The 25,791-nt window shown below is 64.4% G+C and carries 25 protein-coding genes; 8 read left to right on the top strand and 17 right to left on the bottom strand.

All coding sequences use genetic code 11. The annotated features are described in order from the left end of the window. Positions 1–956 precede the first annotated feature (956 nt). The 6 genes from IVB12_RS22700 to IVB12_RS22675 form a co-directional block, all read right to left on the bottom strand. On the bottom strand, positions 957–2,189 hold the full coding sequence (locus IVB12_RS22700) for a Zn-dependent hydrolase (protein ID WP_247302186.1): 1,233 nt from the start codon (positions 2,187–2,189) through the stop codon (positions 957–959). Further along, entirely contained in the window at positions 2,182–2,967 is a 786-nt protein-coding gene (locus IVB12_RS22695; RefSeq protein WP_247302184.1) for an ABC transporter ATP-binding protein, read from the bottom strand. The genes IVB12_RS22700 and IVB12_RS22695 overlap by 8 nt, the downstream gene beginning before the upstream one ends. Further along, positions 2,964–3,737: an ABC transporter permease gene (locus tag IVB12_RS22690; protein WP_247302300.1), complete on the bottom strand. Its 774-nt coding sequence runs from the start codon at positions 3,735–3,737 to the stop codon at positions 2,964–2,966. Before IVB12_RS22690 ends, IVB12_RS22695 begins: the two co-directional genes overlap by 4 nt. Positions 3,738–3,808: 71 nt before the next feature. Further along, complete coding sequence (locus IVB12_RS22685) at positions 3,809–4,753, bottom strand: ABC transporter substrate-binding protein (RefSeq protein WP_247302181.1); 945 nt, start codon at positions 4,751–4,753, stop codon at positions 3,809–3,811. A gap of 107 nt (positions 4,754–4,860) precedes the next feature. Further along, positions 4,861–5,589 (bottom strand): histidine utilization repressor, encoded by a 729-nt coding sequence (gene hutC, locus IVB12_RS22680; protein WP_247302179.1) that lies wholly within the window; start codon positions 5,587–5,589, stop codon positions 4,861–4,863. Further along, a complete protein-coding gene (locus IVB12_RS22675; RefSeq protein WP_247302177.1) occupies positions 5,586–6,944 on the bottom strand; it encodes a formimidoylglutamate deiminase in 1,359 nt (452 codons plus the stop codon). The genes hutC and IVB12_RS22675 overlap by 4 nt, the downstream gene beginning before the upstream one ends. A gap of 82 nt (positions 6,945–7,026) precedes the next feature. Between IVB12_RS22675 and hutI the strand changes: the two genes are divergently transcribed. From hutI to hutU, 3 genes are read left to right on the top strand one after another with little or no spacing between them, the layout of a single operon-like run. Further along, complete coding sequence (hutI, locus tag IVB12_RS22670) at positions 7,027–8,241, top strand: imidazolonepropionase (RefSeq protein WP_247302158.1); 1,215 nt, start codon at positions 7,027–7,029, stop codon at positions 8,239–8,241. Then, on the top strand, positions 8,238–9,797 hold the full coding sequence (gene hutH, locus IVB12_RS22665; RefSeq protein WP_247302156.1) for a histidine ammonia-lyase: 1,560 nt from the start codon (positions 8,238–8,240) through the stop codon (positions 9,795–9,797). The genes hutI and hutH overlap by 4 nt, the downstream gene beginning before the upstream one ends. Before the next feature lie 9 nt (positions 9,798–9,806). Then, positions 9,807–11,474, top strand: coding sequence for a urocanate hydratase (gene hutU, locus IVB12_RS22660; RefSeq protein WP_247302153.1), 1,668 nt, complete (start codon positions 9,807–9,809; stop codon positions 11,472–11,474). Positions 11,475–11,562: 88 nt separating this feature from the next. Here the strand turns inward: hutU and blaBJP are convergent, their stop codons facing one another. The 4 genes from blaBJP to IVB12_RS22640 all read right to left on the bottom strand — a co-directional run bounded on the left by blaBJP (position 11,563) and on the right by IVB12_RS22640 (position 14,713). Next, positions 11,563–12,447 carry a BJP family subclass B3 metallo-beta-lactamase gene (blaBJP, locus tag IVB12_RS22655; protein WP_247302150.1) on the bottom strand — a complete coding sequence of 295 codons (885 nt, stop codon included), beginning with the start codon at positions 12,445–12,447 and terminating at the stop codon, positions 11,563–11,565. Positions 12,448–12,615: 168 nt separating this feature from the next. After that, the gene (locus IVB12_RS22650; protein ID WP_247302148.1) at positions 12,616–12,891 is read right to left on the bottom strand and encodes a Plug domain-containing protein; all 276 of its coding nucleotides are present in this window, start codon (positions 12,889–12,891) and stop codon (positions 12,616–12,618) included. Positions 12,892–12,952: 61 nt separating this feature from the next. Next, the gene (locus tag IVB12_RS22645; protein WP_346658517.1) at positions 12,953–13,798 is read right to left on the bottom strand and encodes a hypothetical protein; all 846 of its coding nucleotides are present in this window, start codon (positions 13,796–13,798) and stop codon (positions 12,953–12,955) included. A 603-nt stretch (positions 13,799–14,401) separates the two neighbouring features. Further along, positions 14,402–14,713 carry a hypothetical protein gene (locus tag IVB12_RS22640; protein ID WP_247302140.1) on the bottom strand — a complete coding sequence of 104 codons (312 nt, stop codon included), beginning with the start codon at positions 14,711–14,713 and terminating at the stop codon, positions 14,402–14,404. Positions 14,714–14,886: 173 nt separating this feature from the next. Between IVB12_RS22640 and IVB12_RS22635 the strand changes: the two genes are divergently transcribed. Next, on the top strand, positions 14,887–15,696 hold the full coding sequence (locus IVB12_RS22635; protein WP_247302137.1) for a substrate-binding domain-containing protein: 810 nt from the start codon (positions 14,887–14,889) through the stop codon (positions 15,694–15,696). On the opposite strand, the gene IVB12_RS22630 is transcribed toward IVB12_RS22635, so the two are convergent. The 5 genes from IVB12_RS22630 to IVB12_RS22610 all read right to left on the bottom strand — a co-directional run bounded on the left by IVB12_RS22630 (position 15,670) and on the right by IVB12_RS22610 (position 18,486). After that, positions 15,670–16,368 carry an ABC transporter permease gene (locus tag IVB12_RS22630; protein ID WP_247302134.1) on the bottom strand — a complete coding sequence of 233 codons (699 nt, stop codon included), beginning with the start codon at positions 16,366–16,368 and terminating at the stop codon, positions 15,670–15,672. The two genes, IVB12_RS22635 and IVB12_RS22630, sit on opposite strands and share 27 nt — an antisense overlap. Before the next feature lie 152 nt (positions 16,369–16,520). Next, the gene (locus tag IVB12_RS22625) at positions 16,521–17,225 is read right to left on the bottom strand and encodes an MIP/aquaporin family protein (RefSeq protein WP_247302131.1); all 705 of its coding nucleotides are present in this window, start codon (positions 17,223–17,225) and stop codon (positions 16,521–16,523) included. After that, positions 17,225–17,635: an arsenate reductase (glutaredoxin) gene (arsC, locus tag IVB12_RS22620; RefSeq protein WP_247302128.1), complete on the bottom strand. Its 411-nt coding sequence runs from the start codon at positions 17,633–17,635 to the stop codon at positions 17,225–17,227. Before arsC ends, IVB12_RS22625 begins: the two co-directional genes overlap by 1 nt. A gap of 15 nt (positions 17,636–17,650) precedes the next feature. Then, positions 17,651–18,130 carry an ArsI/CadI family heavy metal resistance metalloenzyme gene (locus IVB12_RS22615; protein WP_247302126.1) on the bottom strand — a complete coding sequence of 160 codons (480 nt, stop codon included), beginning with the start codon at positions 18,128–18,130 and terminating at the stop codon, positions 17,651–17,653. An 11-nt stretch (positions 18,131–18,141) separates the two neighbouring features. Next, on the bottom strand, positions 18,142–18,486 hold the full coding sequence (locus IVB12_RS22610) for a helix-turn-helix transcriptional regulator (RefSeq protein WP_247302124.1): 345 nt from the start codon (positions 18,484–18,486) through the stop codon (positions 18,142–18,144). A gap of 237 nt (positions 18,487–18,723) precedes the next feature. Between IVB12_RS22610 and IVB12_RS22605 the strand changes: the two genes are divergently transcribed. The 4 genes from IVB12_RS22605 (at position 18,724) to IVB12_RS22590 (ending at position 22,907) form a co-directional block, all read left to right on the top strand. Next, entirely contained in the window at positions 18,724–19,575 is an 852-nt protein-coding gene (locus IVB12_RS22605) for a 3-hydroxybutyryl-CoA dehydrogenase (protein WP_247302122.1), read from the top strand. A 134-nt stretch (positions 19,576–19,709) separates the two neighbouring features. Further along, positions 19,710–20,174 (top strand): group III truncated hemoglobin, encoded by a 465-nt coding sequence (locus IVB12_RS22600; RefSeq protein WP_247280627.1) that lies wholly within the window; start codon positions 19,710–19,712, stop codon positions 20,172–20,174. Between the two features lie 235 nt (positions 20,175–20,409). Next, on the top strand, positions 20,410–21,063 hold the full coding sequence (locus IVB12_RS22595; RefSeq protein ID WP_247302121.1) for a Rieske (2Fe-2S) protein: 654 nt from the start codon (positions 20,410–20,412) through the stop codon (positions 21,061–21,063). Positions 21,064–21,179: 116 nt separating this feature from the next. Next, on the top strand, positions 21,180–22,907 hold the full coding sequence (locus IVB12_RS22590) for a methanol/ethanol family PQQ-dependent dehydrogenase (protein ID WP_247280476.1): 1,728 nt from the start codon (positions 21,180–21,182) through the stop codon (positions 22,905–22,907). A 259-nt stretch (positions 22,908–23,166) separates the two neighbouring features. On the opposite strand, the gene IVB12_RS22585 is transcribed toward IVB12_RS22590, so the two are convergent. Together IVB12_RS22585 and IVB12_RS22580 are read right to left on the bottom strand one after the other, a co-directional pair. Continuing rightward, complete coding sequence (locus IVB12_RS22585) at positions 23,167–23,424, bottom strand: hypothetical protein (protein WP_247280477.1); 258 nt, start codon at positions 23,422–23,424, stop codon at positions 23,167–23,169. Positions 23,425–23,478: 54 nt separating this feature from the next. Further along, positions 23,479–25,791, bottom strand: a complete 2,313-nt coding sequence (locus tag IVB12_RS22580) for a molybdopterin cofactor-binding domain-containing protein (RefSeq protein ID WP_247302118.1) — start codon at positions 25,789–25,791, stop codon at positions 23,479–23,481.

Here is a 25,791-nt window from a genome sequence, read left to right as displayed (position 1 = left end):
ACGAATTGTCGCAGGCAGCTTGTGAAAAATGCAAGCTGGCGCCGGCGCGCAGGGGAAGGTGCCCATGGCCCCGCGCATCGGCTGGGCGAGGCGGGACTAGACGCCCGGCTGGTGAAATGTGGATGGATGTAAACAGACGTAGCCAGGCCGGCGCGGGTCCGTCAGGCAAAACACCCGACCGTTTCCACATGTGTGTCAAGCCCTAAGCGGGAAAAATATTCTCCTTTACCGAAATTCGGAAATAACGTATGTATCGGCCATCCCGGCTCATCCGAGAGGGGCGATCATGTGTCGTGATGATCGTGGAGCGGGCTTGCGGTGGACGCGGCAGCGTCGGGCGCGAAAAGTCAGGGGCAGGGCGGATTGCTCTCCGTGAGCCCTTAAGCTTCGCGCAGACGGACGGCGCTGTCAGGTTCGTCGCGCCAGCATGTCGATGGCCAGGTGCACAACGCCGTCGAACCCTGTGGCGCAGGCGAGCCGCGCGTACGGCAAAACCGTGTGGTCCTGGCCGTCGTTGCTACGGTCAAGCTCTTGCGGATGCGGCATTGGCGCCAACCGGCGCGGTGTCCGCGACTTCCACGAAGGCGAGGGAGGCCAGAACGAACTCGGCTCCCGGGAGAGCGCGGCATAAGCCGTCAAACCACTGCGCAGGGAAGGCCGTGTGTTGGGCTTCACCTGTATGCCGCTGTGCAGTTCTTCTGCGTGTGCCTTTCGCACAGCGGTCCGTGGGTGCCAGGTCAGCACCCGGCCTTCCCTGCGCCCTCTTGGCTTGAGAGGGTGGAGCGACGAAGCAAAGCTCGGGCGAAACGCGCCGCGAGGATGCGAAGGCGTGTGTGCGACCACACGCGCTGTCTTCGCGCGGCCTTGACCTGGCGATCCAGTACTCCGAGACCGTTGTGGATCAATCGAGAGGCCGTGGCGTAGTGGATTCTCCGCTTTCGCGGGCAGAATCTCGTCTAGCCGCCGAGGATGCGGCGGCAGGCATCGACGAACACTTGCGCGCCGGTGACGATGTCGGCATCGGCGGTGTTCTCGGTCCAGTGGTGGCTGATGCCGCCGATGGACGGTACGAACAGCATCCCCGCGGGCATGATCGTTGCCAGCATCTGCGCATCGTGCCCGGCGCCGCTGGGCATGCGAACCGACCGCCCGCCGGCCAGGGCCTTGCTTGCGGCTTCGATCGCATCCTGAAAGCCGGCGTTCATCATGGCCGGCGCGCCGGTGCGCAGTTTCTCCACCGTGACGGTGCAGGGGCCCTTCGCATTGACCTCGTCCGTCATGGTCCGCAGCAACCGCTCCAGCCGCGCGATGACCGCCGGGTCGTCGTCGCGGATCTGGAACAGCATTTCCGCGCCGCCAGGAATGATGCTGGGTGCACCGGGATCGAGCGTGATGCGACCGGTGGTCCACACCGTGCGCGGGCCGCAGGCATCAGGGAAACGCTCGTCGATCGCGACGCAGAATTTGGCCAGCGCCAGCCCCGCATCCTTTCGCACGGCCATGCGCGTGGTGCCGGCGTGGTTCTGCTCGCCGACGAAGTTGATCCGGTATTGCCAGATGCCGACGATGGAGGTCACGACGCCGATCGCGAGGCCGCCGCTTTCGAGCGTGTCGCCCTGTTCGATATGTGCCTCGATATATCCGACGTGTCGTCCCGGCGGCGCGGTGATGCGCGGACGTCCTGCGAGCCCCATGTCGGTGAGTGCGTCGCGCATGGTGCGGCCGCTGGTGCGGTCGCGGGCAGCATCGATGTCGGCCTCGGTCACCTGACCGACATAGGAGCGTGAGCCGAGGAAATGCCCAAAATGTCCTTCCTCATCGCACCAGGCGGCAACCTCGACCGCGCCTTCGAACGAGGGATCGGCGTTCAGGACGCGTGCCGCCTCGAGCGCATAGACGACGCCGAGCGGACCGTCGAGCCAGCCGGCGTAGTTCTGGCTCTCCAGATGCGATCCCGCCAGCAGCTTCGGTCCCGGCTTCGCGCTGGTACCCAAGACGTTGCCGATGCCGTCGATGGCAGCGGAGAGGCCGGCGTCGGGCAGCTTCCGGATCAGCCAGTCCAGCGAAAACTTGTGCGCCTCGGAGAAGGTCGGCTTGTGCACGCCGGTCTTGTAGGCGCCGATGGCGCGCAGTGCGTTGAGGTCGGCGAGGACGCGCTTCCCGTCGGCGCAGGGCGGAGTGTCAGGCATGTTCGGCAACCTTCAGCGCCTCGCTGCGAATCTCCTCGACCAGCCGCTCCTTGAGCTGGACGAATTCCGGCGTGGTCTTGATCTTGTAGGAGCGCGGATGCGGCAGGTCCACATGGATCTCGGCCTTGATCCGGCCCGGGCGCGCGCTCATGACGACGACGCGGCTACCGAGGAAGATCGCCTCCTCGATATCGTGGGTCACGAACAGCACCGTTTTCTGGTCGCGCTCCCAGATCGCCAGCAGCATTTCCTGCATCAAGGCGCGGGTCTGGTTGTCCAGCGCGCCGAACGGCTCGTCGAGCAACAGGATTTTCGGGTCGTTGGCGAGCGCGCGGGCGATCGCGGTGCGCTGCTGCATGCCGCCGGAGAGTTGCTTCGGCCAGTGGTTCTCGAAGCCGGATAGTCCGACCTGGCGGATGAAGGCATCGGCGATCCGCTTGCGCTCCGCCTCGCGCACGCCGCGCTCGCGCAGGCCGAAGGCGATGTTCTCGCGCACGGTCAGCCAGGGGAACAACGTGTAGGACTGGAACACCATGCCGCGATCCGCGCCGGGGCCGGTCACCTCGCGCCCATCGAGCGTGACGCGCCCGCTGGTCGGGCGATCCAGGCCCGCAACGATGCGCAGCAGCGTGGACTTGCCGCAGCCGGAGGGGCCGAGGATGGTGACGAAGTCGTTGTTGCCTATGATGAGATCGGTGGGCTCCAGCGCCTTGGTCGGCGCGTTGCCGTGGCGTGCCGGGAAGATGCGCGAAACCTGTTCGATCTTGAGCGTCGTCATGCGAGCTTCCATGGGAACAGCCAGGCATTGAACGCCTTGAACAGGAAGTCCGAGATCAAGCCAATCAATCCGATCACGATGATGCCGAAGATGATCTGGCCGGTGTTGAGCAGCGCCTGACTGTCGGTGATCATGTGGCCGATGCCGGAGGACGAGCCGATCAACTCGGCGACGATGACGTAGGTCCAGGCCCAGCCCAGCACCAGCCGCAGGATCTCCGCAATTTCAGGGGCGGAGGAAGGCAGCAGCACGCGGCGGATGATGCCGCGGTCGCTGGCCCCGAGTGTATAGGCCGCCTCGACCAGGTCACGGCGCGTCGCGCCGACGGTCACGGCGACCATCAGGATGACCTGGAACACCGAGCCGATGAAGATGACGAGCAGCTTCTGCAACTCGCCGATGCCGGCCCACAGGATCAGGAGCGGAATGAATGCGGAGGCAGGCAAGTAGCGCGCAAATGAGACGAACGGTTCGAGGAACGCTTCGACCGGCTTGTAGGCGCCCATGAGCACGCCAAGCGGCACCGCGATGATCGCGGCGAGAGCGAAGCCGCCGACGACGCGCCAGATCGTCATGCCGATGTCGTAGACGAAGCCCTGCTTGGCCAGCAGGTCATAACCTTCCTGCACCATGGTCAGCGGGTTGGCGAGGAAGGTCTTCGACACATGGCCGCCGAGCGTTGCCCACGACCAGAGGGCAACGAACAGCACGAAGAACGCAAAGCCGTACGCCATGCGCTGCTTCGATGTCACGGGATCCAGGGGACGCATCAAACTGTCTATCCGAATAGCCGATCATGCGCCGGTCCCGCGCTTCAGCGGAACCGGCAACTTGCAGAGCTTTACTTGATGAAGCTCGCGTCGAAGAGATCCTCGACCTTCGGGGCGGCCTTGATGATGCCGATTTCGAGCAGGAGGTCGGCGGCCTCCTTGTTGAAAGTCAGGAAATCGCCGGCGAAGAACTTCTGGTTCGCGGCCTTGTCCTGCCAGCGCAGATATTTCGCCGAATTGCCGAACTGCTCGCCGGTCTGCTTCACATCGGCGCCCATGATCTCGTAGGCCTTGGCCTGATCCTTGGCGATCATGTCGAGCGCCTCGAAATAGCTGTCGGCGAGCGCCTTGGCGGCCTTGGGGTTCTCCGTCAGGAACTTCGGCGTGCAGCCAAAAGTGTCCATGACCATCGGGTAGTCGAGCGTGGTCGCGATGATCTTGCCCTTGTCCGGCGCGGCGCGCACGGTCGAAAGATAGGGTTCATAGGTCATCGCGGCATCGTTCTGGCCGGAGACGAAGGCCTGCGCAGCCGCAGCCGGCTCGAGATTGACGACGGTGACGTCCTTCACCGACAGGCCATTTTTCTTGAGCATCCAGGCCAGCGCGAAATACGGCGAGGTGCCGGGCGCGGAGGCCGCGACGGTCTTGCCCTTCAGGTCCTTGATCGAGGCCAGGTCGTTGCGGACGGCCATGCCGTCGGCGCCGTAGCTCTTGTCGAGCTGGAAGATCTGCTTGGTGGCAACCCCGTTGGCGTTCCAGGAGATCCAGGTCTCGACGGTCGTTGCCGCACACTGGACGTCGCCGGAGGCGATCGCGAGGTGACGGTCTTTCTGCGGGATTTTCTTGATGGTGACGTCCAGGCCGTTCTTCTTGAAGATGCCGGCTTCCTTCGCCAGCGTCAGCGGCGCAAAGCCCGTCCATCCGGAGATACCGATGCCGACCTTGACGTCGTCGGCGAGCACCGGAGTGGAGACCGCGAGGGCAATGATTGTCAAAAATACTTTCAAACTACGCATGATTGTCGTCCTCCTGCCGATCGATGGATTGAACGTCCTGTTGATCCTTGTCTGTCCATTTGGACCGCTGCCCGAAGCATTGCACGAATTGTGCCGCCATTATTCTCTCAGCCTCCCTTGAATCGGGCGACAAGGCGGTGAGAGTCACCCGGATAGAGCAGGCGCACCGCGGTGATCGTGCGCGCGCTGCGCCAGGTATAGCGGTCGATCACGAGGCAAGGCGCGCCAACCGCGATGTCGAGCGCCTTCGCCGCGCGATCATCCGCAACAATGGCGCTGATGGTATGCTCGGCCTCCGTCCACGGGACATGGTGGAGCAGCCACGAGCCTGGCGGCTCGCGCGAGAAATCCGCGGTCGCAGCGTTCGGCACAGACGCAAGGTCGATCAGCCTGTCCTCGACGGCGAACGGCACATTGTCGGCGCTATGCCGGCAGGCGATCGCGACCACCTTGCCGGACTTCTTGACGCCCAGGCGGGCGCGGTCAGCGGCGGTCGCCGTGCGCAGCTTGCGGCCAATCAGCTCGTAGCCGTAGCTGCGGCCGAGCGAGATGATCTCGGCACGGATGTCGGCGATCTTGAGCACGGCAGACTGATGCTGCGGCCGGCGCACGAAGGATCCGGCGCGCCGCCGCCGTTCGATCAGGTCGGCTTGCGCCAGCTCCGACAAGGCCTTGTTCACCGTCATGCGCGAGCAGCCGTAGCGCGCGACCAGCTCGTGCTCGAAGGGGATGCGATGCCCGGGCGGCCATTCGCCGGTCAAAATGCACTTTTCGATATCGGCGCGGATTCGCTTGTAGAGCGTCGGCTTGTCGGCCGCATCGGTTGCTAGGCTCATGCGACGAGCCTCCGGACCGAGGCGTTGAAGCGCTCGCGTGCGGCTTGGCGCAGCTTGTGCCGGCCGCCCTCAACCACTTTGTCGCCGCCGACCCAGACGCAATCGACCGCGCCGCTGCCAGCCGCAAAGATCCAGCCGTCGATGACGGCGTCGCGTGCGCGTCCCGCCAGTGACGGATGTGCCGTGTCGAGCGTGACGATGTCAGCGCGCGCTCCTGACGCGAGGCCGACGGTCGTCTGCCCCATCGCCTGTGCGCCGCCCGCGAGCGCATGATCAAACAGCGTGCGTCCGGTCGAGCGCCCGGCGCCGCTGGAGAGCACGTTACGCTGGCGATGCTTGAGGCGCTGGCCATATTCGAGCTGGCGTAACTCGTCGGCGACGCCGATCATCACGTTGGAATCGGTGCCCACACCGAACGCGCCGCCGGCATCGAGGAATTCGCGTGCCGGAAAGATGCCGTCGCCGAGGCTTGCTTCGGTGATCGGGCAGAGACCCGCGACCGCGCCGGACTTGGCGAATGCGGTGACTTCCTCATTCGTCGTGTGGGTGGCGTGGATGAGGCACCAGCTTTGATCGACCGGCGCGTGCTCCAGCAACCATTGCACAGGTCGCCGTCCCGACCATGCGAGGCAATCCTCGACTTCCTTCACCTGTTCGGCGGCGTGAATGTGCACCGGCCCGCCATCGGCAAGCGGAATGATCGACTTGAGCTCGTCAGGCGTCACCGCGCGCAGACTATGCGGCGCGATGCCGATATTCGCGCCCGGCAACCCGCTGATCGCCTTGCGCGAGGCGGCCATTAGCGCGGCGAACTGATCGACCGAGCAGATGAAGCGGCGTTGGCCTGCATGCGGCGGTGCGCCTCCAAAGGAGCCGTGCGCATAAAAACTCGGCAACAGCGTCAGCGCAATGCTTGAAGCTTCGGCAGCCTGTGCGATGCGCGCGGCCATCTCGCCGACGTCAGCATAAGGCGAGCCGTCTCGATCATGATGGAGATAGTGGAATTCGCCGACGCGGGTGAAACCTTGCTCCAGCATTTCGACATAGAGCAGCGTCGCGACGGCGGTCACGTCATCTGGCGTCATCGCCAGCGCGAAGCGATACATCGTCTCGCGCCAGGTCCAGAAAGTGTCGGTGCTGTCGCCGCGCAGCTCGGCGAGACCCGCCATGCCGCGCTGGAACGCGTGGCTGTGCAGGCTCGCCAATCCCGGAAGCGCGATTGCGTGGCGCTCGTCCCCGGCTGCCGGCGTCACATTCGGCGTCACCGCCGCGATCGTGCCGGCGGTGACGACCACCTGCACGTCATTGGCCCAGCCCGAGGGCAAGAGCGCGGAGGCGAAATGCAGTCGGGTCATGATTACACGCCGGCTGGACAGAACCGCCCCACGATTATATGTCTAGACATATAAGTCAAGCATCCCACGAAGGGGCCGTTGCATGGCAGAGCGCTTCGACCGGATCTGGCACAATGCCCGGCTCGCCACGATGCGGGCTGACCGTCCTGACCTTGGCGAGATCGAGCGGGGCGTCATCGCCGCGCGCGGCGGCCGTATCGTCTATGCGGGCGCGCAGACCGATTTTCCGGCGGATGCCGATGCGGTGGAAAAGATCGATTGCGCGGGACGCTGGATCACGCCCGGTCTCGTCGATTGCCACACCCATCTGGTCTATGGGGGCAACCGCGCGCACGAGTTCGAGCTGCGCCTGAAGGGGGCGAGCTACGAGGAGATCGCGCGCGCCGGCGGTGGCATCGTCTCGACGGTGGCTGCGACGCGGCAGGCGAGCGAGGCCGAGCTCGTCGTAGGCGCGCTGCCGCGGCTTGACGCCTTGATCGCCGAGGGCGCAACCACGGTCGAGATCAAGTCCGGCTATGGTCTCGATACCGAGACTGAGATGCGTCAGCTTGCCGCCGCGCGCAGCCTTTGTGGTCGGCGGCCGGTCGCGATCCGCACCTCCTTCCTCGGCGCGCATGCACTGCCGCCGGAGGCGGAGGACAACAAGGATCGTTACATCGATCTCGTGTGCCATGAGATGCTGCCCGCGATCGCAAAGGCGGGACTTGCCGATGCCGTCGATGCCTTCATGGAAGGCATCGCGTTCTCCGCCGGGCAGACCGCGCGGGTGTTCGAGACAGCGCGGGAACTTGGACTGCCGGTCAAGCTCCATGCCGACCAGCTCTCGAATCTCGGCGGTGCTGCGCTTGCCGCGAAATTCTCCGCGCTCTCGGCCGATCATCTCGAGCACACCGATGAAGCCGGCGCCGTCGCGATGGCCAAGGCCGGAACGGTAGCCGTGCTGCTGCCCGGTGCCTTCTACTTCATCCGCGAGACGCAAAAGCCGCCGGTCGAGACGTTTCGCAAGCTTGGCGTCCACATGGCGCTGGCGACCGACTGTAATCCCGGCAGCTCACCGCTGACCTCGCTGCTGCTCGCGATGAACATGGGGGCGACCCTGTTCCGGATGACAGTGGCCGAATGCCTCGCCGGCGTGACGCGCGAAGGTGCGCGGGCGCTGGGCGTGCTGGATGAGAGCGGTACGTTAGAGGCCGGCAAATGGTGCGACCTCGCGATCTGGGACATCGAGCGGCCGGCCGAGCTTGTCTACCGGATCGGCTTCAATCCGCTGCACGGGCGGATATGGAGGGGCCAGTGACGGAGCGGGACGCAGCGATCGTCGTCAGACCGGGGATGGTCCGTCTCGACGATCTCGGGTGTGTGCTCGATGGTGCGCCCGTCGTGCTCGATCCCTCGTTTTGGGCGCGCGTCGAAGCAGCGGCGGAGATCGTCGCAAGAGCCGCGCGCGCGGATGTCCCCGTCTACGGCATCAACACCGGCTTCGGGAAGCTTGCGTCGAAGCGCATTCCGCCGGATCAGACCGCGGTGCTCCAGCGCAACCTGATCGTCTCGCATTGCTGCGGAGTCGGCCCGGCGACACCCGAATCGATCGTGCGGCTGATGATGGCGCTGAAGATCGTCTCGCTCGCCCGCGGCGCCTCCGGCGTCCGTCGCGAGCTGATCGAGCAGCTGCAGGACATGTTGGCGCGAGGTGTCTATCCGCTGGTGCCGCAGCAGGGCTCCGTGGGCGCATCCGGCGATCTTGCACCGCTTGCGCATATGACGGCCGTGATGATCGGCGAAGGGCAGGCGATCGTTGACGGGAAAATTGTATCTGGCGCCGAAGCGCTGAAGGCCGCCGGACTCGCGCCGCTGACGCTCGGGCCTAAGGAAGGGCTCGCGCTGATCAACGGGACGCAGTTCTCGACCGCCTACGCCATCTCGGGCGTGCTGCGCGCATTTCGCCTCGCTCGCGCCGCGCTCGTCACGGGGGCGCTGTCCGTCGATGCGGCGATGGCCTCGACGGCGCCGTTCCGCCCTGAAATCCAGGCGCTGCGCGGCCACGCCGGGCAGATCGCCGCGGCGGCGACGCTGACGGCGCTGCTCGACGGCAGCGACATCCGCCTGTCGCATCTCGAAGGCGACGAGCGCGTGCAGGACCCCTATTGCCTGCGCTGTCAGCCGCAGGTCGCGGGCGCAGCACTAGACCTGATCACGCAGGCGGCGCGCACGCTGATGATCGAGGCCAACGCCGTCACCGACAATCCGCTGGTGCTGGTCGAGACGGGCGAGATCGTCTCCGGCGGTAATTTTCACGCCGAGCCGGTGGCCTTTGCCGCCGATGCGATTGCGCTCGCGCTGTCGGAGATCGGCGCGATCAGCGAGCGGCGCATCGCGACGCTGGTCGATCCTGCACTCAATTTCGGCCTGCCGCCGTTCCTGACGCCCGACCCCGGCGTCAATTCCGGCTTCATGATCGCCGAGGTCACGGCGGCCGCGCTCTATGCCGAAAATAAACAGCGGGCGCTCGCCTGCTCGATCGACTCGACCCCGACCAGCGCCAACCAGGAAGATCACGTCTCGATGGCCGCACATGCCGCGCGGCGCCTGTCCGACATGGCCGACAATCTCGCCGCCATTCTCGGCATCGAGCTTCTGGTCGCCGCCCAAGGCATCACGCTTCGTGCGCCGCATGCGACCAGCGCGCCGCTCGCTGCCGTCATTGCCACGCTTCGTGAGCAAGTGCCCGCACTCGGTGCCGACCGCTACATGGCCGGCGATCTCGCCAAGGCAGCTGCACTGATCGAGGCCGACGCGTTGCCGGCCAACGCGATTGCCGCACTTCCATCCGATCCGTTTCCGAGACTTGATTAAGAGGTCCGCATGAACCGCCGACTGGACAACGACCGCACCATCCGCGCGCCGCGCGGCAGCGACATCAGCGCCAAGAGCTGGCTGACGGAAGCGCCCTTGCGCATGCTGATGAACAATCTCGATCCCGACGTGGCGGAGCGGCCGAGCGAGCTCGTCGTCTATGGCGGCATTGGCAGAGCCGCGCGCGACTGGGAGAGTTTTGATCGGATCACGGCGGCCTTGCGCAAGCTTGAAAACGACCAGACCTTGCTAATCCAGTCCGGAAAACCGGTCGGTGTCTTCCGTACCCATGCCGACGCACCGCGCGTGCTGATCGCGAACTCCAACATCGTGCCGCACTGGGCGACGCTCGATCATTTTAACGAGCTCGATCGGAAGGGCTTGATGATGTACGGCCAGATGACCGCGGGCTCCTGGATTTATATTGGCAGCCAGGGCATCGTGCAGGGCACCTACGAAACCTTTGTCGAGGTCGGCCGTCGCCACTATGGCGGCAGCCTCGCTGGTAAATGGATTGTCACCGCCGGCCTTGGTGGCATGGGCGGCGCGCAGCCGCTGGCCGCAACCATGGCCGGCGCCTCGATGCTCGCGGTCGAATGCCAGCCCAGCCGCATCGACATGCGGCTGCGCACCGGCTATCTCGATCGGCAGGCCGCAACGCTCGACGAAGCGCTTGCGATCATCGAAGAGGCGGGAAACACTAAGAAGGCGGTCTCGGTCGGCCTGCTCGGGAATGCCGCCGAGATCTTCCCGGAACTGGTGCGCCGCGGTGTCAAGCCCGACATCGTCACCGATCAGACCAGCGCGCACGACCCGATCAATGGATACTTGCCGAAAGGCTGGACGCTGGCCGAGTGGGAGGCGAAGCGCGCGTCCGATCCGAAGTCGGTCGAGCGTGCCTCGAAGACTTCGATGGTCGAGCACGTCAAGGCCATGCTGGATTTCCACGCACAGGGCATTCCGACGCTCGACTACGGCAACAACATCCGCCAGATGGCGCAGGACATGGGCCTGAAGAATGCCTTTGATTTCCCGGGCTTCGTTCCCGCCTATATCCGTCCCCTGTTCTGCCGCGGCGTCGGGCCGTTCCGCTGGGCCGCACTCTCGGGCGATCCCGAGGACATCTTCAAGACGGATGCCAAGGTCAAGGCGCTGATGCCTGACGACAAGCATCTGCACAATTGGCTCGACATGGCGAAGGCGCGCATCAAGTTCCAGGGCCTGCCGGCGCGGATCTGCTGGGTCGGCCTTGGCGATCGCCATCGTCTGGGCCTTGCCTTCAACGAGATGGTGGCGCGCGGCGAATTGAAAGCGCCGATCGTGATCGGCCGCGATCACCTCGACAGCGGTTCGGTGGCAAGCCCGAACCGCGAAACCGAGGCGATGAAGGACGGGTCGGACGCGGTGTCGGATTGGCCCTTGCTCAACGCGTTGCTCAATTGCGCCAGCGGTGCGACCTGGGTCTCGCTGCATCACGGCGGCGGCGTCGGCATCGGCTATTCGCAACATGCCGGCATGGTGATCGTGGCCGACGGCACGCCGGAAGCCGCGAAGCGGATCGAGCGCGTGCTCTGGAACGATCCCGCCAGCGGCGTGATGCGCCATGCCGATGCAGGCTATGAGACCGCGATCGACTGCGCTCACGCCAACGGCCTCGATCTGCCGAGCCTGGCCTAGTGCGATCAGATCGCGACCTTGGCTGCGGCTCCGTCTCTGCTTCGCCGAACGCCGTGCCGGATGAGGCGAAGGCAATGCTAGACGGCCGCTATTTCTTCTCCAGTGCCGCGGTCTGTTTGGCCAGCTGCTTGTCGAAATCCTCGGACAGGCCGGTGATGTAGGTCGCCAGCTCCCCCGGCCTGACGAACGGGTTCGGCGCGCCGTCCTTCATCTGCGCCCGCTTGGCCTGCATGCCGTAGACCTCCGGATGCGGCCCGAGCAGCACGTCGATCTTCATCGCCTTGGCCTTGGCGAATGTCGCGCGATAATCATCGACGATCCCGGGATAGGTCGGTTGACCGACCAGCCTATTCAGCGCGACCGTGCCGCTGCAGAAGAACAGCACCTCGCGGTCCTCCTTGCCGTCCTTGACACTCATCTCCCAGCTCGTGCAGCCCGGCGAATGGCCGGGCGTTGCATGCGCCGTCAGCGTGACGTCGCCCAGTGTGACCTTGTCGCCTTCCTTCACCGTGCGGTCAACCTTCACCGCAGGGAAGGCGAGGTCCTGGTTCTTCTCGTCGCCGGGATAGTAGCCGCCTTCGAGCAGCGGCTTGTCGCGCTCACCGGCCACGAGCTGCGCGCCGGTTTCCTTCTTGATCTCGGCAAAACCGCCGGTGTGGTCGAGATGCGCATGCGTGTTGAGGATGTATTTGATGTCTGAAACCTTGAAGCCGAGTTTGGCGATGTTGTCCTTGATCATGCCGGTGGACTGGGGCATCGCCGTGTCCATCAGGATCAGGCCCTGCGGGGTCTTGATGACGTAGACGGCAATGCCTTCGGTCCCGACATAGTAGATGTTGCCGATGAGCTGGAACGGCTCGAATGGGGCTGTCCACTTCTGCATGACCGCGGCCAGGAAATCCTTGATGGTCTGCGCCTGCGCGTCAGTTGCGAACAATGCCAGCGCGCACAGCGCGGCCGCGAGCTTCTTCATAGTCTGCCTCCCATTAGTTTTCTTGTCGTCTCGATCGGGCGCGGAAATCGTGTGCTCGACCGGTGCGCAAGTTACGTCGCGATCGGCGTTGCGGGCAACTGCTTCGTGTCTGGAAAATTTGATCTGCCGCGCGGCAATAGCGCCAGGCCGGCCGAAGGCCACAAGAGCCTAGCGCCCGATCGTCACCCCGGCGGTCGCGCGCATGGCGCCCCGGAGGCTCGTCGCGTTCATGTCGTCAAGGACCTGCCGCGTCAGCACGGTGGTCTGGCCGGGCGTGTTGAGGATCGTCTCGCTGCGCGAGGACGAGAGCCGATCGGCCTTGTAGAGTGTGGCCGGATCGGCGACGGGAGCAGCCGCGTGACGCGGCCATTTCCCGGCCGCGAGAGCGGGCTGCCCAATGCAGAAGGCGGCGAGCAGGACCACAGACAATGACCTTGCGCGCATATGCGATCTCCCATGTTGGGACATCAACCTAGCACATCGCCAGTGGCCGCAGAAGAAAGGATCAGGCGAGAGCGGCCTGGCGCTCCCGCACCGGCTCGCGGACCCGGTCGTGTTTCCCGGGCTCTGCGAGCCGGGTGAAGCTGCGCTGGCTTGCATGCGCAGGCGCCTCGACGATGACGCCCTCGCAGACGATTTGCCCGCCCAGCATCTTGAATTCCAGCTTGTCGTAGCGCGGCATCGTCTCGCCGGTCGCGGGTGGCAGCAGTCCGACACTGCCCTGGATGTTGAGCGTGGCATCGCCGGTGCCGTGCAGGCGCGGATTCCACATCCTGATCCCGGTCTCGGCCCAGCGCTGCCGGATCAGCGCGGCACGATCGGTCGGCTCTGTGGGTCTAGCGCGAACTTTCCGTGTGCTGCGAATCTCCGGAGAAGCAGACACGACAGCGGGAGCCGGCTCGATATTCGTGATGGCGCCGAGCGAATAGGCAGAGGGAACACCCGTAGCGACGGCTTTGGCGAGCGGCGCATCATTTGCGGTGGCGGGCGCGATCTCGGCGCTGCCATATGGGGCGCTGCCGGAGCTGGTTTCAGGCACGTCCGCAGCAACGCTGATGGTATCGACGACAACGGCGGGAATTTGATCGGCGACGGCCGCGGAAGCGCTGGGCGAGGATTTGTCGCTGGTGAGAGGGGTCTCGACCTCTCCAGACGAAAGCGAGACCTTCGCTGCGACGGCTTCAACCGCCGCCGGCACTTCAGAGCCCGTCTCGCTGACGATGACGAGATCAGGAACCAAAACCGGATCGTGCTCCACGTGGGGCGATGAAGCAGAAACGTCCTCGACGGCCGGGTATGTCGAGGCCGCCTCGGCTCCTATCAGTGTCTCCGGAGTTGAAGCGTCTTCCACGCGCATTTCGGTCGAGGGGCTCTCCGCATCGACAGAGACAGCCGTGTCATTCTCGGCTACCGGAGCCGTGACCGCGAGGTCGGAATTGTCATGCAAAGGCTCCGCGCTGACGTCGGTGACGCGAGCCGGAGCGGCTTCCGCAACGTCGATGAGGGCGGCTGGGCCATCTACGGCACTCGGTGCAACGTCAACGCTGCGGCTGTGCGGCGGGGGCCGAAGCCGGGTGAACGCCCAATTCACCGCAGGGAGGCGGCGCAGCAACGATATCAGTCTCGAAAGCACTGGAGTTATCCAAGAGGTACCCGGCGTGAGGCTATCGCTGATTCGCCAGCAATGTAAAAAACTGCCCCGGCCCTCGCACCGATGTCAATCGAGACGGGACCAATTGCAGAACATCGGTGCGCTCACACACGAGGCGGAAACCGCCCGTGCTTTTGTAATTGTGATTGTCGGCGGTATCTCAAAGCCTGCGCTATCGCTGATTTCACTGAACAGCGCGAGCGGTCATTGGCATAGCTACGATCGGCATCAGCCGGGGCGCGGCGTAGCAGCGAACTCCCGGGGAATCTTCAGGCTAGGCGAAGCTGTAACGTCCTCTCGCGGCTATCGCCCGGAGCCGGAGCCTGCACCGCCGCCGGAGCCAGCGCCACCGGAGCCAGCGCCGCCACCGGCTTGGCTGCCCATGTTATTCGTATTGGTGCCTCCTGCGGATGGCTGTTGGGTGCCCTTGCTGTCGCTGGCCTCGTTCTGCATGTTCGACGAACGGCCCGTCGTCATGCCCTTGGTCGCGGGCCCCCGCGACGAGGGACCGACGTCGCCTTGGCCGGATGCGCCTGGAGCGTGTTGTGTCTGCGCGAATGCGCCCCCGGTCGCCAGCGCCATGACGCACGCGGATGCCAAAATGATCTTCTTCATCGCAGTCTCCTTGCCTTTCACCTCGAAGACAACATGCCGATGCTGGCGACGTTCCTGGACGATGGCCTGTCGGCGTCCGCCTCGGATCAATTCGCGTTGCACCCAAATTTGACGGTTCCCGTCTCGTCCGTTCGTGGCTATTCAGGAAGCCCGTTGCTTGTTCGAGGATACGTATGAGGAAGATCGCCGCGATCGGAGCGCTTCTGCTCTGGTCCACCATCGCGTTGGCGCAGGATCGCACAATCACCGTGGCCTCGACGACGTCGACGGAGCAGTCGGGGCTGTTTGGCTATTTGCTGCCATTGTTCTCGAAGGCTTCCGGGATCGACGTGAAGGTCGTTGCCGTCGGCACCGGCCAGGCGCTGGACATCGGGCGGCGCGGCGACGCCGATGTGGTGTTCGTTCATGACAGGGTTGCCGAAGACAAGTTCATGTCCGAGGGGCAGGGCGTGAAGCGCTTCGACGTCATGTACAACGACTTCGTCATCGTCGGTCCCAAGAGCGATCCGGCGCAGATCGCCGGCAGCAAGGACGTCACTGATGCGCTGCGCAAGATCGCGGCGGCGAAGGCGCCGTTCATCTCGCGCGGTGACAAGTCCGGCACGCACGCGGCCGAGCTGAGGCTATGGGAGGAGGCAGGCGTCGATCTCAGTGCGGCCAAGGACGGCTGGTATCGGGAGATCGGCCAGGGCATGGGACCAGCGCTGAACATGGCGTCGTCGTCGAATGCCTATCTTGTCTCGGACCGCGGCACCTGGCTCTCGTTCAAGAACCGGGGTGAGCTCGCCATCCTGACCGAGGGCGACAAGCGGCTGTTCAACCAGTATGGCGTTATGCTGGTGAATCCGGCCTTGCATCCGAACGTCAAGGTGAAGGACGGGCAGGCCTTCATAGACTGGCTCATCTCATCCAAGGGGCAGGACGCGATCGCAGGCTACAAGGTGGGCGGCGAGCAGCTATTTTTCCCCAACGCGTCCCACTAGCAGGAACGCGATGGTTGACACCGCGACGCTGAGCGCGAGCAGGATCAGTCCGAGCCCCAGTGCCAGCGGCAGGTCGCCCTTGCTGGTCTCCAGCGCGATCGCCGTTGTCATCGTGCGGGTGAAGCCCCGGATATTGCCGCCGACGATGATGATGGCGCCGACTTCAGCGATGGCGCGGCCGAAGGCCGCGAGAAAGGCCGTCAGCAGCGAGGTCCGTCCCAGCGCGAACAGGAGTGCCATGCTGCGCAGCGCCGACAGTCCGTCGATCCGCGCCAGATCGCCATACTCCGCCCACAGCAGGCTGGCCGGCCGGTGCACCAGTGCCACCACGATCGGCGTCGCGAGCAGCGTCTGCGCAATCACCATGGCAGTTGGCGTGAACAGCAAGCCGGCGGGCCCAAACGGGCCGGACCGCGACAGCAGGAGGTAGAGCGCGAGCCCGACCACGACCGGCGGAAGACCGAGCAAGGCATTGGTCAGAATGATGATGACCTGACGTCCGCGGAAGCGCGTGATCGCAAGCAGGGCCCCGAATGGGGCACCGATCAGCAACGCGACGATGCTGGCGGTCAGGCTGACACGAATCGACAAGGCGACGATGCCGAGCAGTTCGGCGTCCACTTCGCCGATCAGCGTGAAGGCGGCAACAATGGATTGCGCGAACTCGTTCATCCGGCCGGACGCTGTTGCGCCGGGGAGGATGCCTCGGGATCGTCGATATCGCGCAATCGAATCACGGGATTGGTCTCTGCGAGTCCGACAGAATACTCGGGCGAGATGATTTGGACAGGCGATTTAGCGCAAAATAACCGTCAAATGCCGCGTTATGCAGGCGTTCCCGATGTGATCTCGGCGGCGTTCGGCTTTACAGAGGCTGGGCTCCAAAGCCAGCGCGCCACCACAACGGCAAGAACTGCCCCTACGAATTGAGCGGCGATGAAAGCTGGCACGTCCCGCGGGGCAATACCCGCGAACGTATGAGACAGCGCGCGGGCGATGGTGACCGCGGGATTAGCGAACGACGTGGATGACGTGAACCAGTAAGCCGAAGTAATATAAAGGCCGACGGCATAAGGAACCGCGGCGGGTGTCCGATACCGGACGCCAAGGATCGTCGACAGCAGACCGAAGGTCGCCACGGCCTCGGCCAGCCATTGTCCGGCGCCGGCGCGTTCCGTGAGCGAATGCTGGAGGACTGCAAGCTCGAACATAAGGTGTGCGATCTCAACCCCGGCGATGCCACCGGTGATCTGAGCGACAAGATAGATCGCGGCGTCCCTCCATGACGTTTCGCCGCGCCAAGCTAGTGCCAGCGTCACCGCTGGATTGAAATGCGCACCCGAGATCGGAGCGAGCATCAGGATCAGCACGACGAGGATTGCGCCCGTGGCAATCGTATTGCACAGCAGTGCCAGCGCGACGTTTCCGGCGGCGAGCTTTTGCGCCATGATCCCCGAGCCGACGACGGCGGCAAGCAGGAACGCTGTCCCAAGCGTTTCGGCGAAGGCGCGCTGTCGCAGGCCCGACATCAGGCGCCGCGATCGAGCCTGACGCGCTCGCCGTCTTCCTTGACGAATTCGCCCTGTTGCGCCGGCAACAGATCGAGCACCCGTTCGGAGGGACGGCAGAGCCTGACGCCGTTCGGCGTCACCACGATCGGCCTGTTGATCAGGATTGGATGCGCCATCATCGCGTCGAGCAGCTCGTCGTCAGTCAGCGCCGCGTTATCGAGCTCGAGCTCCGCATAGGGCGCCGCCTTCTCGCGAACGGCCTCGCGCACCGAAATCCCCATGCGCGCGATGAGCTGCTGCAACAGCGCGCGCGATGGCGGCGTCTTCAGATATTCGATCACGTGCGGCTCGATGCCGGCGTACCGGATCATCGCCAGCGTGTTGCGCGAGGTGCCACAATCGGGATTGTGATAGATGATCGCATCCATGGGGAGTCCTCGTGCTCAGCAGCACGCCTGCGAGGCTGTGGGCGCTGCCTGCGGCGCACAGCAGGCCGATTGCTGCTCCCGCTTCTTGTGAGCGACCCGCGCCCGGTTCTCGCCGCTGCCGTCGCCGTAATCGGTGCTCTCGCCCCTGGTGTAGAAGGTTTCCCAGGCGATGCCGGCCGGATCGTCAATCCAGGATTTTTCCGACTTGGCATAGCAGCAGGTGGTCTGTCCTTGCTCGACCACGTTGCCGCTGGCCTGGCGCAGCCGCGTATAGACTTCCTGGAGTTCCTCACTGGTCTCGACCTGGATGCCGAGATGGTCAAGGCCGGCCGCGCGTCCGCGCGTCGAGATCGCAAAATTCACCCGGGGATCGTCCAGCATCCATTTGGCATAGTCGGATTTCACGACCGAGGGCTCGCTAGCGAACAAGGCGGAGTAGAATCCGATCGAGTGAGAGAGATTTTCGACGGACACGTGAACATGCAGGCGCTTCATGGTCGGTCCTTTCAGGCTGGCACTCTGCTGTGCTTTCGCGCGGATTTCGAAGGCGTGGCCGGAGCGCACGACACGCCGCCGCAGCAGTTATCGGTCAGAAAACCGAGGAGCGCGTTCATGGTCTCAAAGCGCGCCGCGTAGATCATCGAGCGTCCCTCGCGCCGGACGGTCACGAGTCCGGCCGTCCGCAGCCGGTCGAAATGGAAAGTCAGTGTGTTGGGGGCGAGATCCAAAGTTTCGGCGACAGCGCCGGCAGTCATGCCGTCGGGCCCGGCTTGCACCAGCAGGCGGAAGACCTCGAGACGGTTGTCCTGTGCAAGCGCGGCGAGCGCCGCGACGGCATCGTTCGTTTCCATATTTCAACGATTATGGAAATAATGGACGGCTGTCAATCGAGAGCGTAGGGGGTCTACCCAGTCTCGAATTGACGGTCGGTCGCAGCATTCAGCGGTAGGCGACTTTATTCCGGCGATGGATGCTTTAAGGAGTGGCACGATCAGGTCGCACGCGCCCGGTGGGGGTGCTAGACCCTGATGCAGAAACAACGGGGCTGAGCCGTCCTGGCGCCGCCCAAGCATGAAGGACACGACGCAATGATCCAAACCGTTGGCATCATCGGGGCAGGCACCATGGGGAACGGCATCGCGCAGGTCTGCGCGGCGGCCGGGCTCTCGGTCGTGATGGTCGATATTTCTGATGCTGCGGTGAACCGCGGACTTTCGACCGTCGGGGGCAGCCTCGAGCGGCTGGTCAAGAAGGAGAAGATGTCGGCGGCCGATCGCGAGGCGACGCTCAAGCGCATCACCGGCACCACGGACCGGTCGAAGCTGTCGGATTGCGACCTCGTCATCGAGGCGGCGACCGAGAACGAGGAGCTCAAGGTCAAGATACTGAAGGATCTCTGCGCGACGCTGTCGCCGCGCACGCTGGTTGCGACCAACACCTCCTCGATCTCGATCACCAAGCTCGCCGCCGCGACCGACCGCCCTGACCGCTTCATCGGCATGCACTTCTTCAACCCGGTGCCGGTGATGGCCCTGCTGGAGCTGATCCGCGGCTTGCAGACTTCCGACGACACCCACGCCAAGGCGCTCGATTTCGCCAGGCGGGTCGGCAAGGTGGCGATCACGGCGAAGAACAGCCCGGGCTTCGCCGTCAACCGCATCCTCTGTCCGATGATCAACGAGGCGATCTTCGCGCTTCAGGAAGGGATCGCGACGGCGGAAGAGATCGACGCCGGCATGAAGCTTGGCTGCAACCATCCGATCGGGCCGCTAGCGCTGGCCGATCTCGTCGGCCTCGACACCATGCTTTCGGTGATGGAGGTCTTTTACAAAGGCTTCAACGACCCTAAATATCGGCCAGCCCCGCTGCTGAAAGAGATGGTCGATGCCGGTCATCTCGGCCGCAAGACCGGGCAGGGCTTCTACACCTATAGCGCCTGATGAAGGCATCAGCGGCGGGCGTTCAGCGTCCGCCGCTAGATCCCGCAATTTGCGCTGCGACAAAGACGCCGCGCAATTGGCCCGACAATGTCGAACGGGGGCTCGCGGGAACAACGGAACGGACAACGAAGGACATGTCGGATCGACTGAAGGCCGAGCGCGACGCGGCGGCTGCGCGGCGGAACCTGCTGACCGAGGATGCGATCGAGCGCACCGGGATCACCGAGGAGATGATTGGGGAACTCGTCACCCGTTTCTATGGACGGGTGCGCGAGGACGCACTGCTCGGTCCGGTTTTTGCGATCGTCCAGAACTGGGACGAGCATCTCGCCAAGCTCACCGATTTCTGGTCATCGGTCGTTCTGATGAGCGGCCGCTATCGTGGTTCGCCGATGCGGGCGCATCTGCCGCTGAGCCTGAGTGGCGACCACTTCGACCGTTGGCTCGACCTGTTCGAACAGACTGCGCGCGAGATCTGCCCGCCGGCGGCGGCCGCGCTCTTCATAGACAAGGCGCGGCGCATCGCCGACAGTTTCGAAATGGCGTCGGCGACGGTCGCAGGGCGTATCGCATCGCCGCGCCACGTGCTCCGGTCCTAGAGCGATCTGCTCCGCGTTTGCGCTCCGCAACGAAGAGCGCGGTGCACCAATTCCAGCATCATTGGTCTGATCTGCAAAATCATCATGCAGATCGCGCGGTGTGACGTTGAAATCGCGAAAATCCCTTTGAATGGGCTGATGATCGCGCAATCAAAGCGAGTAAAGCCATATTGATGCACTGCAGTGCCAATTCTTTGCCTTGTTTTTGGCAGAGTTCCAGCGCCTGCTAATAGACATGTCGCGCGCACCGTCCACCGCCCATTCCTCACCCTCCAAACCCATTGCGGAACCTGAAGCCGACGCGGGCATCGAGCAAACGCGGCGAACGCTGCTGCTTGCCGCGCTCGCGACCACCGCGTGTCTCGGCTGTTCCCAAGCGGCGCGCGCAGGTGAAGATCCACCTGGCTCGGACGAGCGGCCCCAGAAGGGCGATGTGCTCGTTTTCTCCGAAGGCGACAAGGAGGGAAAACTCATCACTGCGGCCGATGTGCCGGCCGGCGGGCCCCCGGTCCATGCCTGGCCGAAGGATCCCAACACGTCGGTGGTGCGGAGCGCCTCGCGCCTCAACGAGATCCTGATCATCAAGCTCGATCCCGCCGAGTTCGACGAGAAGACTCGTGCGCGTGCCGTCGACGGCATCATCGCCTATTCGGCCATCTGCTCGCATGCGGGCTGTCCCGTCACCGCCTGGGTGAAGAGCGATGCCGGCGACAAGGAGGTGTTCAAGTGCATGTGTCACAACTCCGAATTCGATCCCCGCGAGGGCGCGCAGGTCGTGTTCGGGCCGGCACCGCGACGGCTTGCGGCGCTGCCGCTGGCGCTCGTTGACGGTTCGCTCAGTGTCTCCGGGAATTTCATCGGAAAGGTAGGAGGCGCGCAGCCGGGATGAGGGACAGTGCGGGCCGTGCCCGCGCCAGGAGAGGCCGCATCCGCCGATGGGCGGACGACGGGACGAACAACAAGAATTCACAACAAGAATTCAAATGGCTGAAAAGGGGAACGTCCATGACCAGGAAGCAATGGTTACTGTCCGGCTTCGTCGCCTTCACGTGTCTTGCCTCGACCGCCGCTGTATCAGGCCCGATCGAGAATTATTCTCCAGTCACCGCGCAACGGCTGGAAAATCCTGAACCCGGCAACTGGATGCTCTACCGGCGCACCTATGACGGGCACGGCTACAGTCCGCTCGACCAGATCAACGCCTCGAATGTGAAAAACCTCACGCCGGTCTGGACCTTCGCTACGGGCGTGGTCGAAGGCCACGAGGCGCCGCCGATCGTCAACAACGGCGTGATGTTCGTGGCGACCCCGATGGGCCAGGTGATCGCGCTGAACGCGAAGACCGGCGACGAATATTGGCGTTACAAGCGGCAACTCCCCGACGATTTGTTCCAGCTGCATCCGACCAGCCGCGGCGTCGGCCTATGGGAGGACAAGCTCTATCTCGCCACCACCGACGACCACGTCGTCGCGCTCGACGCCAAGACCGGCAAGGTGGTGTGGGACACCAAGGTGCAGGATTACAAGAAGGGCCAGTACATGACCCTGATGCCGCTGATCGTCGAAGGCAAGGTCATCGTCGGCGGCTCCGGCGGCGAGTTCGGTGTGCGCGGCTATGTCGCCGCCTACGATGCCAAGGACGGCAAGGAGCTGTGGCGGACCTACACCATTCCCGGCGAAGGCGAACCCGGTCACGACACTTGGCAGGGCGACGACTGGAAAAACGGCGGCGGCTCGGCCTGGATGACCGGCAATTACGACAAGGAGACCAAGACGATTTACTGGGGTGTAGGCAATGCCGCGCCATGGCCTGGCGAAACCCATCCCGGCGACAATCTCTACACCTCCTCGGTGCTCGCGCTCGATCCCAACACCGGCAAGATCAAGACCTATCACCAGTACCACCAGAACGATTCCTGGGATTGGGACGAGGTCGAGGCGCCGATGCTGATCGACCTGCAGCGCGATGGCCGCAACATCAAGAGCCTGGTCCATCCGGGACGCGACGCGATCTTCTGGGTGCTCGAGCGCACGCCGACCAAGATCAACTACGTCGCCGGCTGGCCGTTCGTCTCCACCGATGTCTGGAAGGGCATCGAACCAGAGAGCGGCAAGCCGATCGTAGATCCCGCGCACAAGCCGGTGATCGGCAAGCGCGTGGAGTTCTGCCCCTCACTGTGGGGCGGCAAGGATTGGCCGTCGGCGGCCTATAGCCAGAAGACCGGCCTCGTCTATGTGCCTGCCAACGAGAATTTCTGCGGCGGGTTCACCGGCGAGAAGGTCGCGCTGAAGCCTGGCGAGCTCTGGCTCGGCACCAAGCCGGAGGATATCGGCCTCAAGACGAAGCCCGGCGCGGATCATTTCGGCGAGCTCCAGGCCTGGGATCCCGCGACGGGCAAGAAGGTGTGGCAGCACAACTTCCCGAAGTCGCAGCTGTTCGGCTCGGTGACGGCGACCGCAGGCGATCTCGTCTTCGTCGGCGGCACAAACGACCGTAACTTCCGCGCCTTCCACGCCAAGACCGGCGAATTGTTATGGGAGCAGAAGACCAACTCCGGCATCATGGGCATGCCGGTCTCCTATGAGATCGACGGCACGCAGTACATCGCGATCCAGTCCGGATGGGGCGTGGACGCTCAGCGCATCCAGGATGCGCTTGCGACCAACAACATCGGCATCGAAGCCAACGTCCCGCAGGGCGGCGTGATCTGGGTGTTCGCGCTCAAGAAATAGCTCCGCGGGCGGATCGAAAAAGCGGAGCAGCGGGGGGGTGGCGAATGCGGCGGACGGCAACGTCCGCCGCATTTTGCATCTTCCTTCTCCCCTTGTGGGAAAAGGTGGCGCGCGAATTGCGCGCGCCGGGATGAGGGGTTCTATTCACGCGCACTCATCGCGAGATTTGCGTGGAGACAAACCCCTCATCCAAGCGAGATCGTGATGGCCAGCGTCGCTGCCCTCTCCGCAAAGGGATCCATGCGCAGCCGTCAGATAACTACTTCCCCTCGCGCTCGACCTTGTCCTTCTCCTTCTGGTTCATCTCCCGAACCTTCGGATCAGGATTGTGTTGCCCCGTGGTCTGGGTGGTCGAGGCGGGCGGGGCGTTGGCGTTGGGAAGCGAGTTCTGGTCCGGCGTGGTGGGGCGCGTCGCTGTTGTCGGCGGGCTGGTGCTGCTCTGGGCGAATGCGCCGGCGCTCGTCAAAAGAAAGGCGCCCGACAGCGAGACTGCGAGCGCCTTTGAGATATTGGTCATCGATCTGCTCCTGTCAGATCGATGGCAACGGTGTGAGCCGTGTTGCGTTCCCCGCTAGGCCTCCAATTGCTTGCCGATCGGAAGCGAGCGGATACGTTTTCCCGTCGCGGCGAAAATCGCATTGATCAGCGCCGGCGCGAACGGCGGAACGCCGGGTTCGCCGACGCCGCTGGGCGGCGTGTCGGGTCCGGGCGGCACGATGTGGACGTTGGTCACTGCGGGAGCTTCGTCGATCCTGACGAGTTGGAAGTCGTCAAAGTTCTTCTGCTGGACCTTGCCGTCCTTGAAGGTGATCTCGCCATATTTGGCAAGGCTCAGCCCCATGATCGCTGCGCCCTCGATCTGCGAGGCGATGCGCTCGGGGTTGACATAGGTGCCGCAATCAATCGCCGTGTCCACCCTTGGCACCGTCAGCTTGCCCTTGTCGTCGACCGCGACCTCGACGATCGTCGCGATGTAGCTGACGAAGCTGCGGTGCGCGGCGATGCCCAGGCCGTGGCCCTTCGGGACCTGACGGCCCCATTCGCCCTTCTCGGCGACCAGCTCGACCACCTTGCGCAGGCGCGCGGTGTCGATCGGGTAGCTGTCCTGGGGCTCGCCATAGTTCCAAAGGTCTTTCACCTCGGGCTTGACGATGCGCGGGCTGCCAATCAGCGCGAGAAGTGTCTCCTTCTGGTCGCGGCCGGTCGCCTGCGCGATCTCGCCGACCATCGATTGCACCGCGAAGGCACGCGGGATGTTCGAGACCGAGCGGAACCAGCCGATGCGGGTATGCGCGGCCGCCTCCGGGTTTTCGCAGGAGATGTTGGCGATCTCGAATGGCATGTCGACAAGGCCCATGCCGATTTCGAACGGCGCCTGGTGCACGGTGCCGGCGGCAAACGTCGAGGCGATGCTGGGTGCCACGCTGCGATGGCGCCAGGCGATCACCTTGCCGCTCTTGTCGAGGCCGGCCTCGATCCGCTCGACCGAGACGGTGTGCAGGAAGCCGTTATGGATGTCATCCTCGCGCGTCCACTGCACCTTGACCGGTGCACCGAGCTCCTTGGAGAGCAGCGCGGCCTCGAGCGCAAAGTCGCATTTCGACTTGCGTCCGAACCCGCCGCCGAGCAGCGTGACATTGACCGTCACGTTCTGCTCGGGAATGTCGAGCGTCTTGGCGACGTCCTCGCGGGTGCCGCCGGGGCTCTGCACCGGCGCCCAGATCTCCGCCTTGTCGCCCTTGACGTCGGCGACCGCCACCGGCGGCTCCATGGCGACATGGGCGAGATGGGGGATGTAGTACTCGCCGACAATGACCTTGTCGGCGCTCTTCAAGGCGGCGTCCGCATCGCCCTCCTTGCGCAGGACGAGGCCGGGCTTGCGCGACGCCTCCTCGAGCTCCTTGCGGTAGGCGACGGAGTCGTATTTGCCGTTGGGACCGTCGTCCCACACGAGCTTGAGCGCGTCGCGGCCCTTGATCGCGGCGCCGGTGTTGCGCGCGATCACGGCGACGCCGCCAAGCGGCTGGAACTTCGACGGCCACGGCCAGCCGCGCACCTGCATCACCTTTTCGACGCCGGGGACCTTCAGCGCCGCGTCGGGATCGAACGAGACCAGCTTGCCGCCGGTCACCGGCGGGCGGGCGATCACGGCATATTTCATGCCGGGCAGCCGCACGTCGGCACCATAAACTGCCTTGCCGGTGGTGATGTCGTGGAGATCGACGATGCCGATCTGACCCTTGCCGAGATAGCGGAAGTCCTTGGGGTCCTTCAGCTTGAGGCCTTCGATGCTCGGCACCGACTCCTTGGCGGCATCGGCGGCGAGCTCGCCGAAGCCGAGCTTGCGGCCGCTGGCGCTGTGGACGATCTCGTGATTGACCGCCTTCACCTCGGTCGCCGGTACGCCCCAGCGCTTCGCCGCGGCCTGCTCCAGCATGGTGCGGGCGGAGGCGCCGATCTGACGCATCGGGATCAAATAATGCCGCGTGCTGCGCGAGCCGTCGGTGTCCTGGTTGCCGTACTTGACCTCGTCGCCATGGGCCTGCTGCACCTTGACCCTGGTCCAATCGGCTTCCATCTCCTCGGCCACGATCAGCGGCAGGCTGGTGCGCACGCCAGTGCCCATTTCCGAACGGTGCCCGACGATGGTGACGATGCCGTCCGGCGCGACCGAAACGAACACGCGCGGATCGACCACGACGCCATGCGGCATCTTTCCGGCACCAGTTTCGTAGGCGAAGGCCTGGCGCGACATCACGGGGGCGGCAAGCACGAAGCCGCCGGTGACACCGAGGCCTTTGAGAATGCTGCGGCGCGAGACTTTCTCGACCCTGACGTGCTTTTCGAAGCCGCGAAGCTTGCGGGGATTGTCGATGAAATTCAT

Origin of the sequence: Bradyrhizobium sp. 179, from assembly GCF_023073535.1 — a bacterium.
GTDB lineage: Bacteria > Pseudomonadota > Alphaproteobacteria > Rhizobiales > Xanthobacteraceae > Bradyrhizobium.
The sequence above is the reverse complement of the archived record's forward strand: the minus strand, read 5'-3'. Positions and strand labels throughout refer to the sequence as shown.

Coding starts and splice junctions, on each gene's coding strand:
- IVB12_RS22700 (WP_247302186.1), bottom strand. CDS start 2,189: ATGCCTGACACTCCGCCCTGCGCCGACGGGAAGCGCGTCCTCGCCGAC.
- IVB12_RS22695 (WP_247302184.1), bottom strand. CDS start 2,967: ATGACGACGCTCAAGATCGAACAGGTTTCGCGCATCTTCCCGGCACGC.
- IVB12_RS22690 (WP_247302300.1), bottom strand. CDS start 3,737: ATGCGTCCCCTGGATCCCGTGACATCGAAGCAGCGCATGGCGTACGGC.
- IVB12_RS22685 (WP_247302181.1), bottom strand. CDS start 4,753: ATGCGTAGTTTGAAAGTATTTTTGACAATCATTGCCCTCGCGGTCTCC.
- hutC (WP_247302179.1), bottom strand. CDS start 5,589: ATGAGCCTAGCAACCGATGCGGCCGACAAGCCGACGCTCTACAAGCGA.
- IVB12_RS22675 (WP_247302177.1), bottom strand. CDS start 6,944: ATGACCCGACTGCATTTCGCCTCCGCGCTCTTGCCCTCGGGCTGGGCC.
- hutI (WP_247302158.1), top strand. CDS start 7,027: ATGGCAGAGCGCTTCGACCGGATCTGGCACAATGCCCGGCTCGCCACG.
- hutU (WP_247302153.1), top strand. CDS start 9,807: ATGAACCGCCGACTGGACAACGACCGCACCATCCGCGCGCCGCGCGGC.
- blaBJP (WP_247302150.1), bottom strand. CDS start 12,447: ATGAAGAAGCTCGCGGCCGCGCTGTGCGCGCTGGCATTGTTCGCAACT.
- IVB12_RS22650 (WP_247302148.1), bottom strand. CDS start 12,891: ATGCGCGCAAGGTCATTGTCTGTGGTCCTGCTCGCCGCCTTCTGCATT.
- IVB12_RS22640 (WP_247302140.1), bottom strand. CDS start 14,713: ATGAAGAAGATCATTTTGGCATCCGCGTGCGTCATGGCGCTGGCGACC.
- IVB12_RS22635 (WP_247302137.1), top strand. CDS start 14,887: ATGAGGAAGATCGCCGCGATCGGAGCGCTTCTGCTCTGGTCCACCATC.
- IVB12_RS22630 (WP_247302134.1), bottom strand. CDS start 16,368: ATGAACGAGTTCGCGCAATCCATTGTTGCCGCCTTCACGCTGATCGGC.
- IVB12_RS22625 (WP_247302131.1), bottom strand. CDS start 17,225: ATGTCGGGCCTGCGACAGCGCGCCTTCGCCGAAACGCTTGGGACAGCG.
- arsC (WP_247302128.1), bottom strand. CDS start 17,635: ATGGATGCGATCATCTATCACAATCCCGATTGTGGCACCTCGCGCAAC.
- IVB12_RS22615 (WP_247302126.1), bottom strand. CDS start 18,130: ATGAAGCGCCTGCATGTTCACGTGTCCGTCGAAAATCTCTCTCACTCG.
- IVB12_RS22610 (WP_247302124.1), bottom strand. CDS start 18,486: ATGGAAACGAACGATGCCGTCGCGGCGCTCGCCGCGCTTGCACAGGAC.
- IVB12_RS22605 (WP_247302122.1), top strand. CDS start 18,724: ATGATCCAAACCGTTGGCATCATCGGGGCAGGCACCATGGGGAACGGC.
- IVB12_RS22600 (WP_247280627.1), top strand. CDS start 19,710: ATGTCGGATCGACTGAAGGCCGAGCGCGACGCGGCGGCTGCGCGGCGG.
- IVB12_RS22595 (WP_247302121.1), top strand. CDS start 20,410: ATGTCGCGCGCACCGTCCACCGCCCATTCCTCACCCTCCAAACCCATT.
- IVB12_RS22590 (WP_247280476.1), top strand. CDS start 21,180: ATGACCAGGAAGCAATGGTTACTGTCCGGCTTCGTCGCCTTCACGTGT.
- IVB12_RS22585 (WP_247280477.1), bottom strand. CDS start 23,424: ATGACCAATATCTCAAAGGCGCTCGCAGTCTCGCTGTCGGGCGCCTTT.
- IVB12_RS22580 (WP_247302118.1), bottom strand. CDS start 25,791: ATGAATTTCATCGACAATCCCCGCAAGCTTCGCGGCTTCGAAAAGCAC.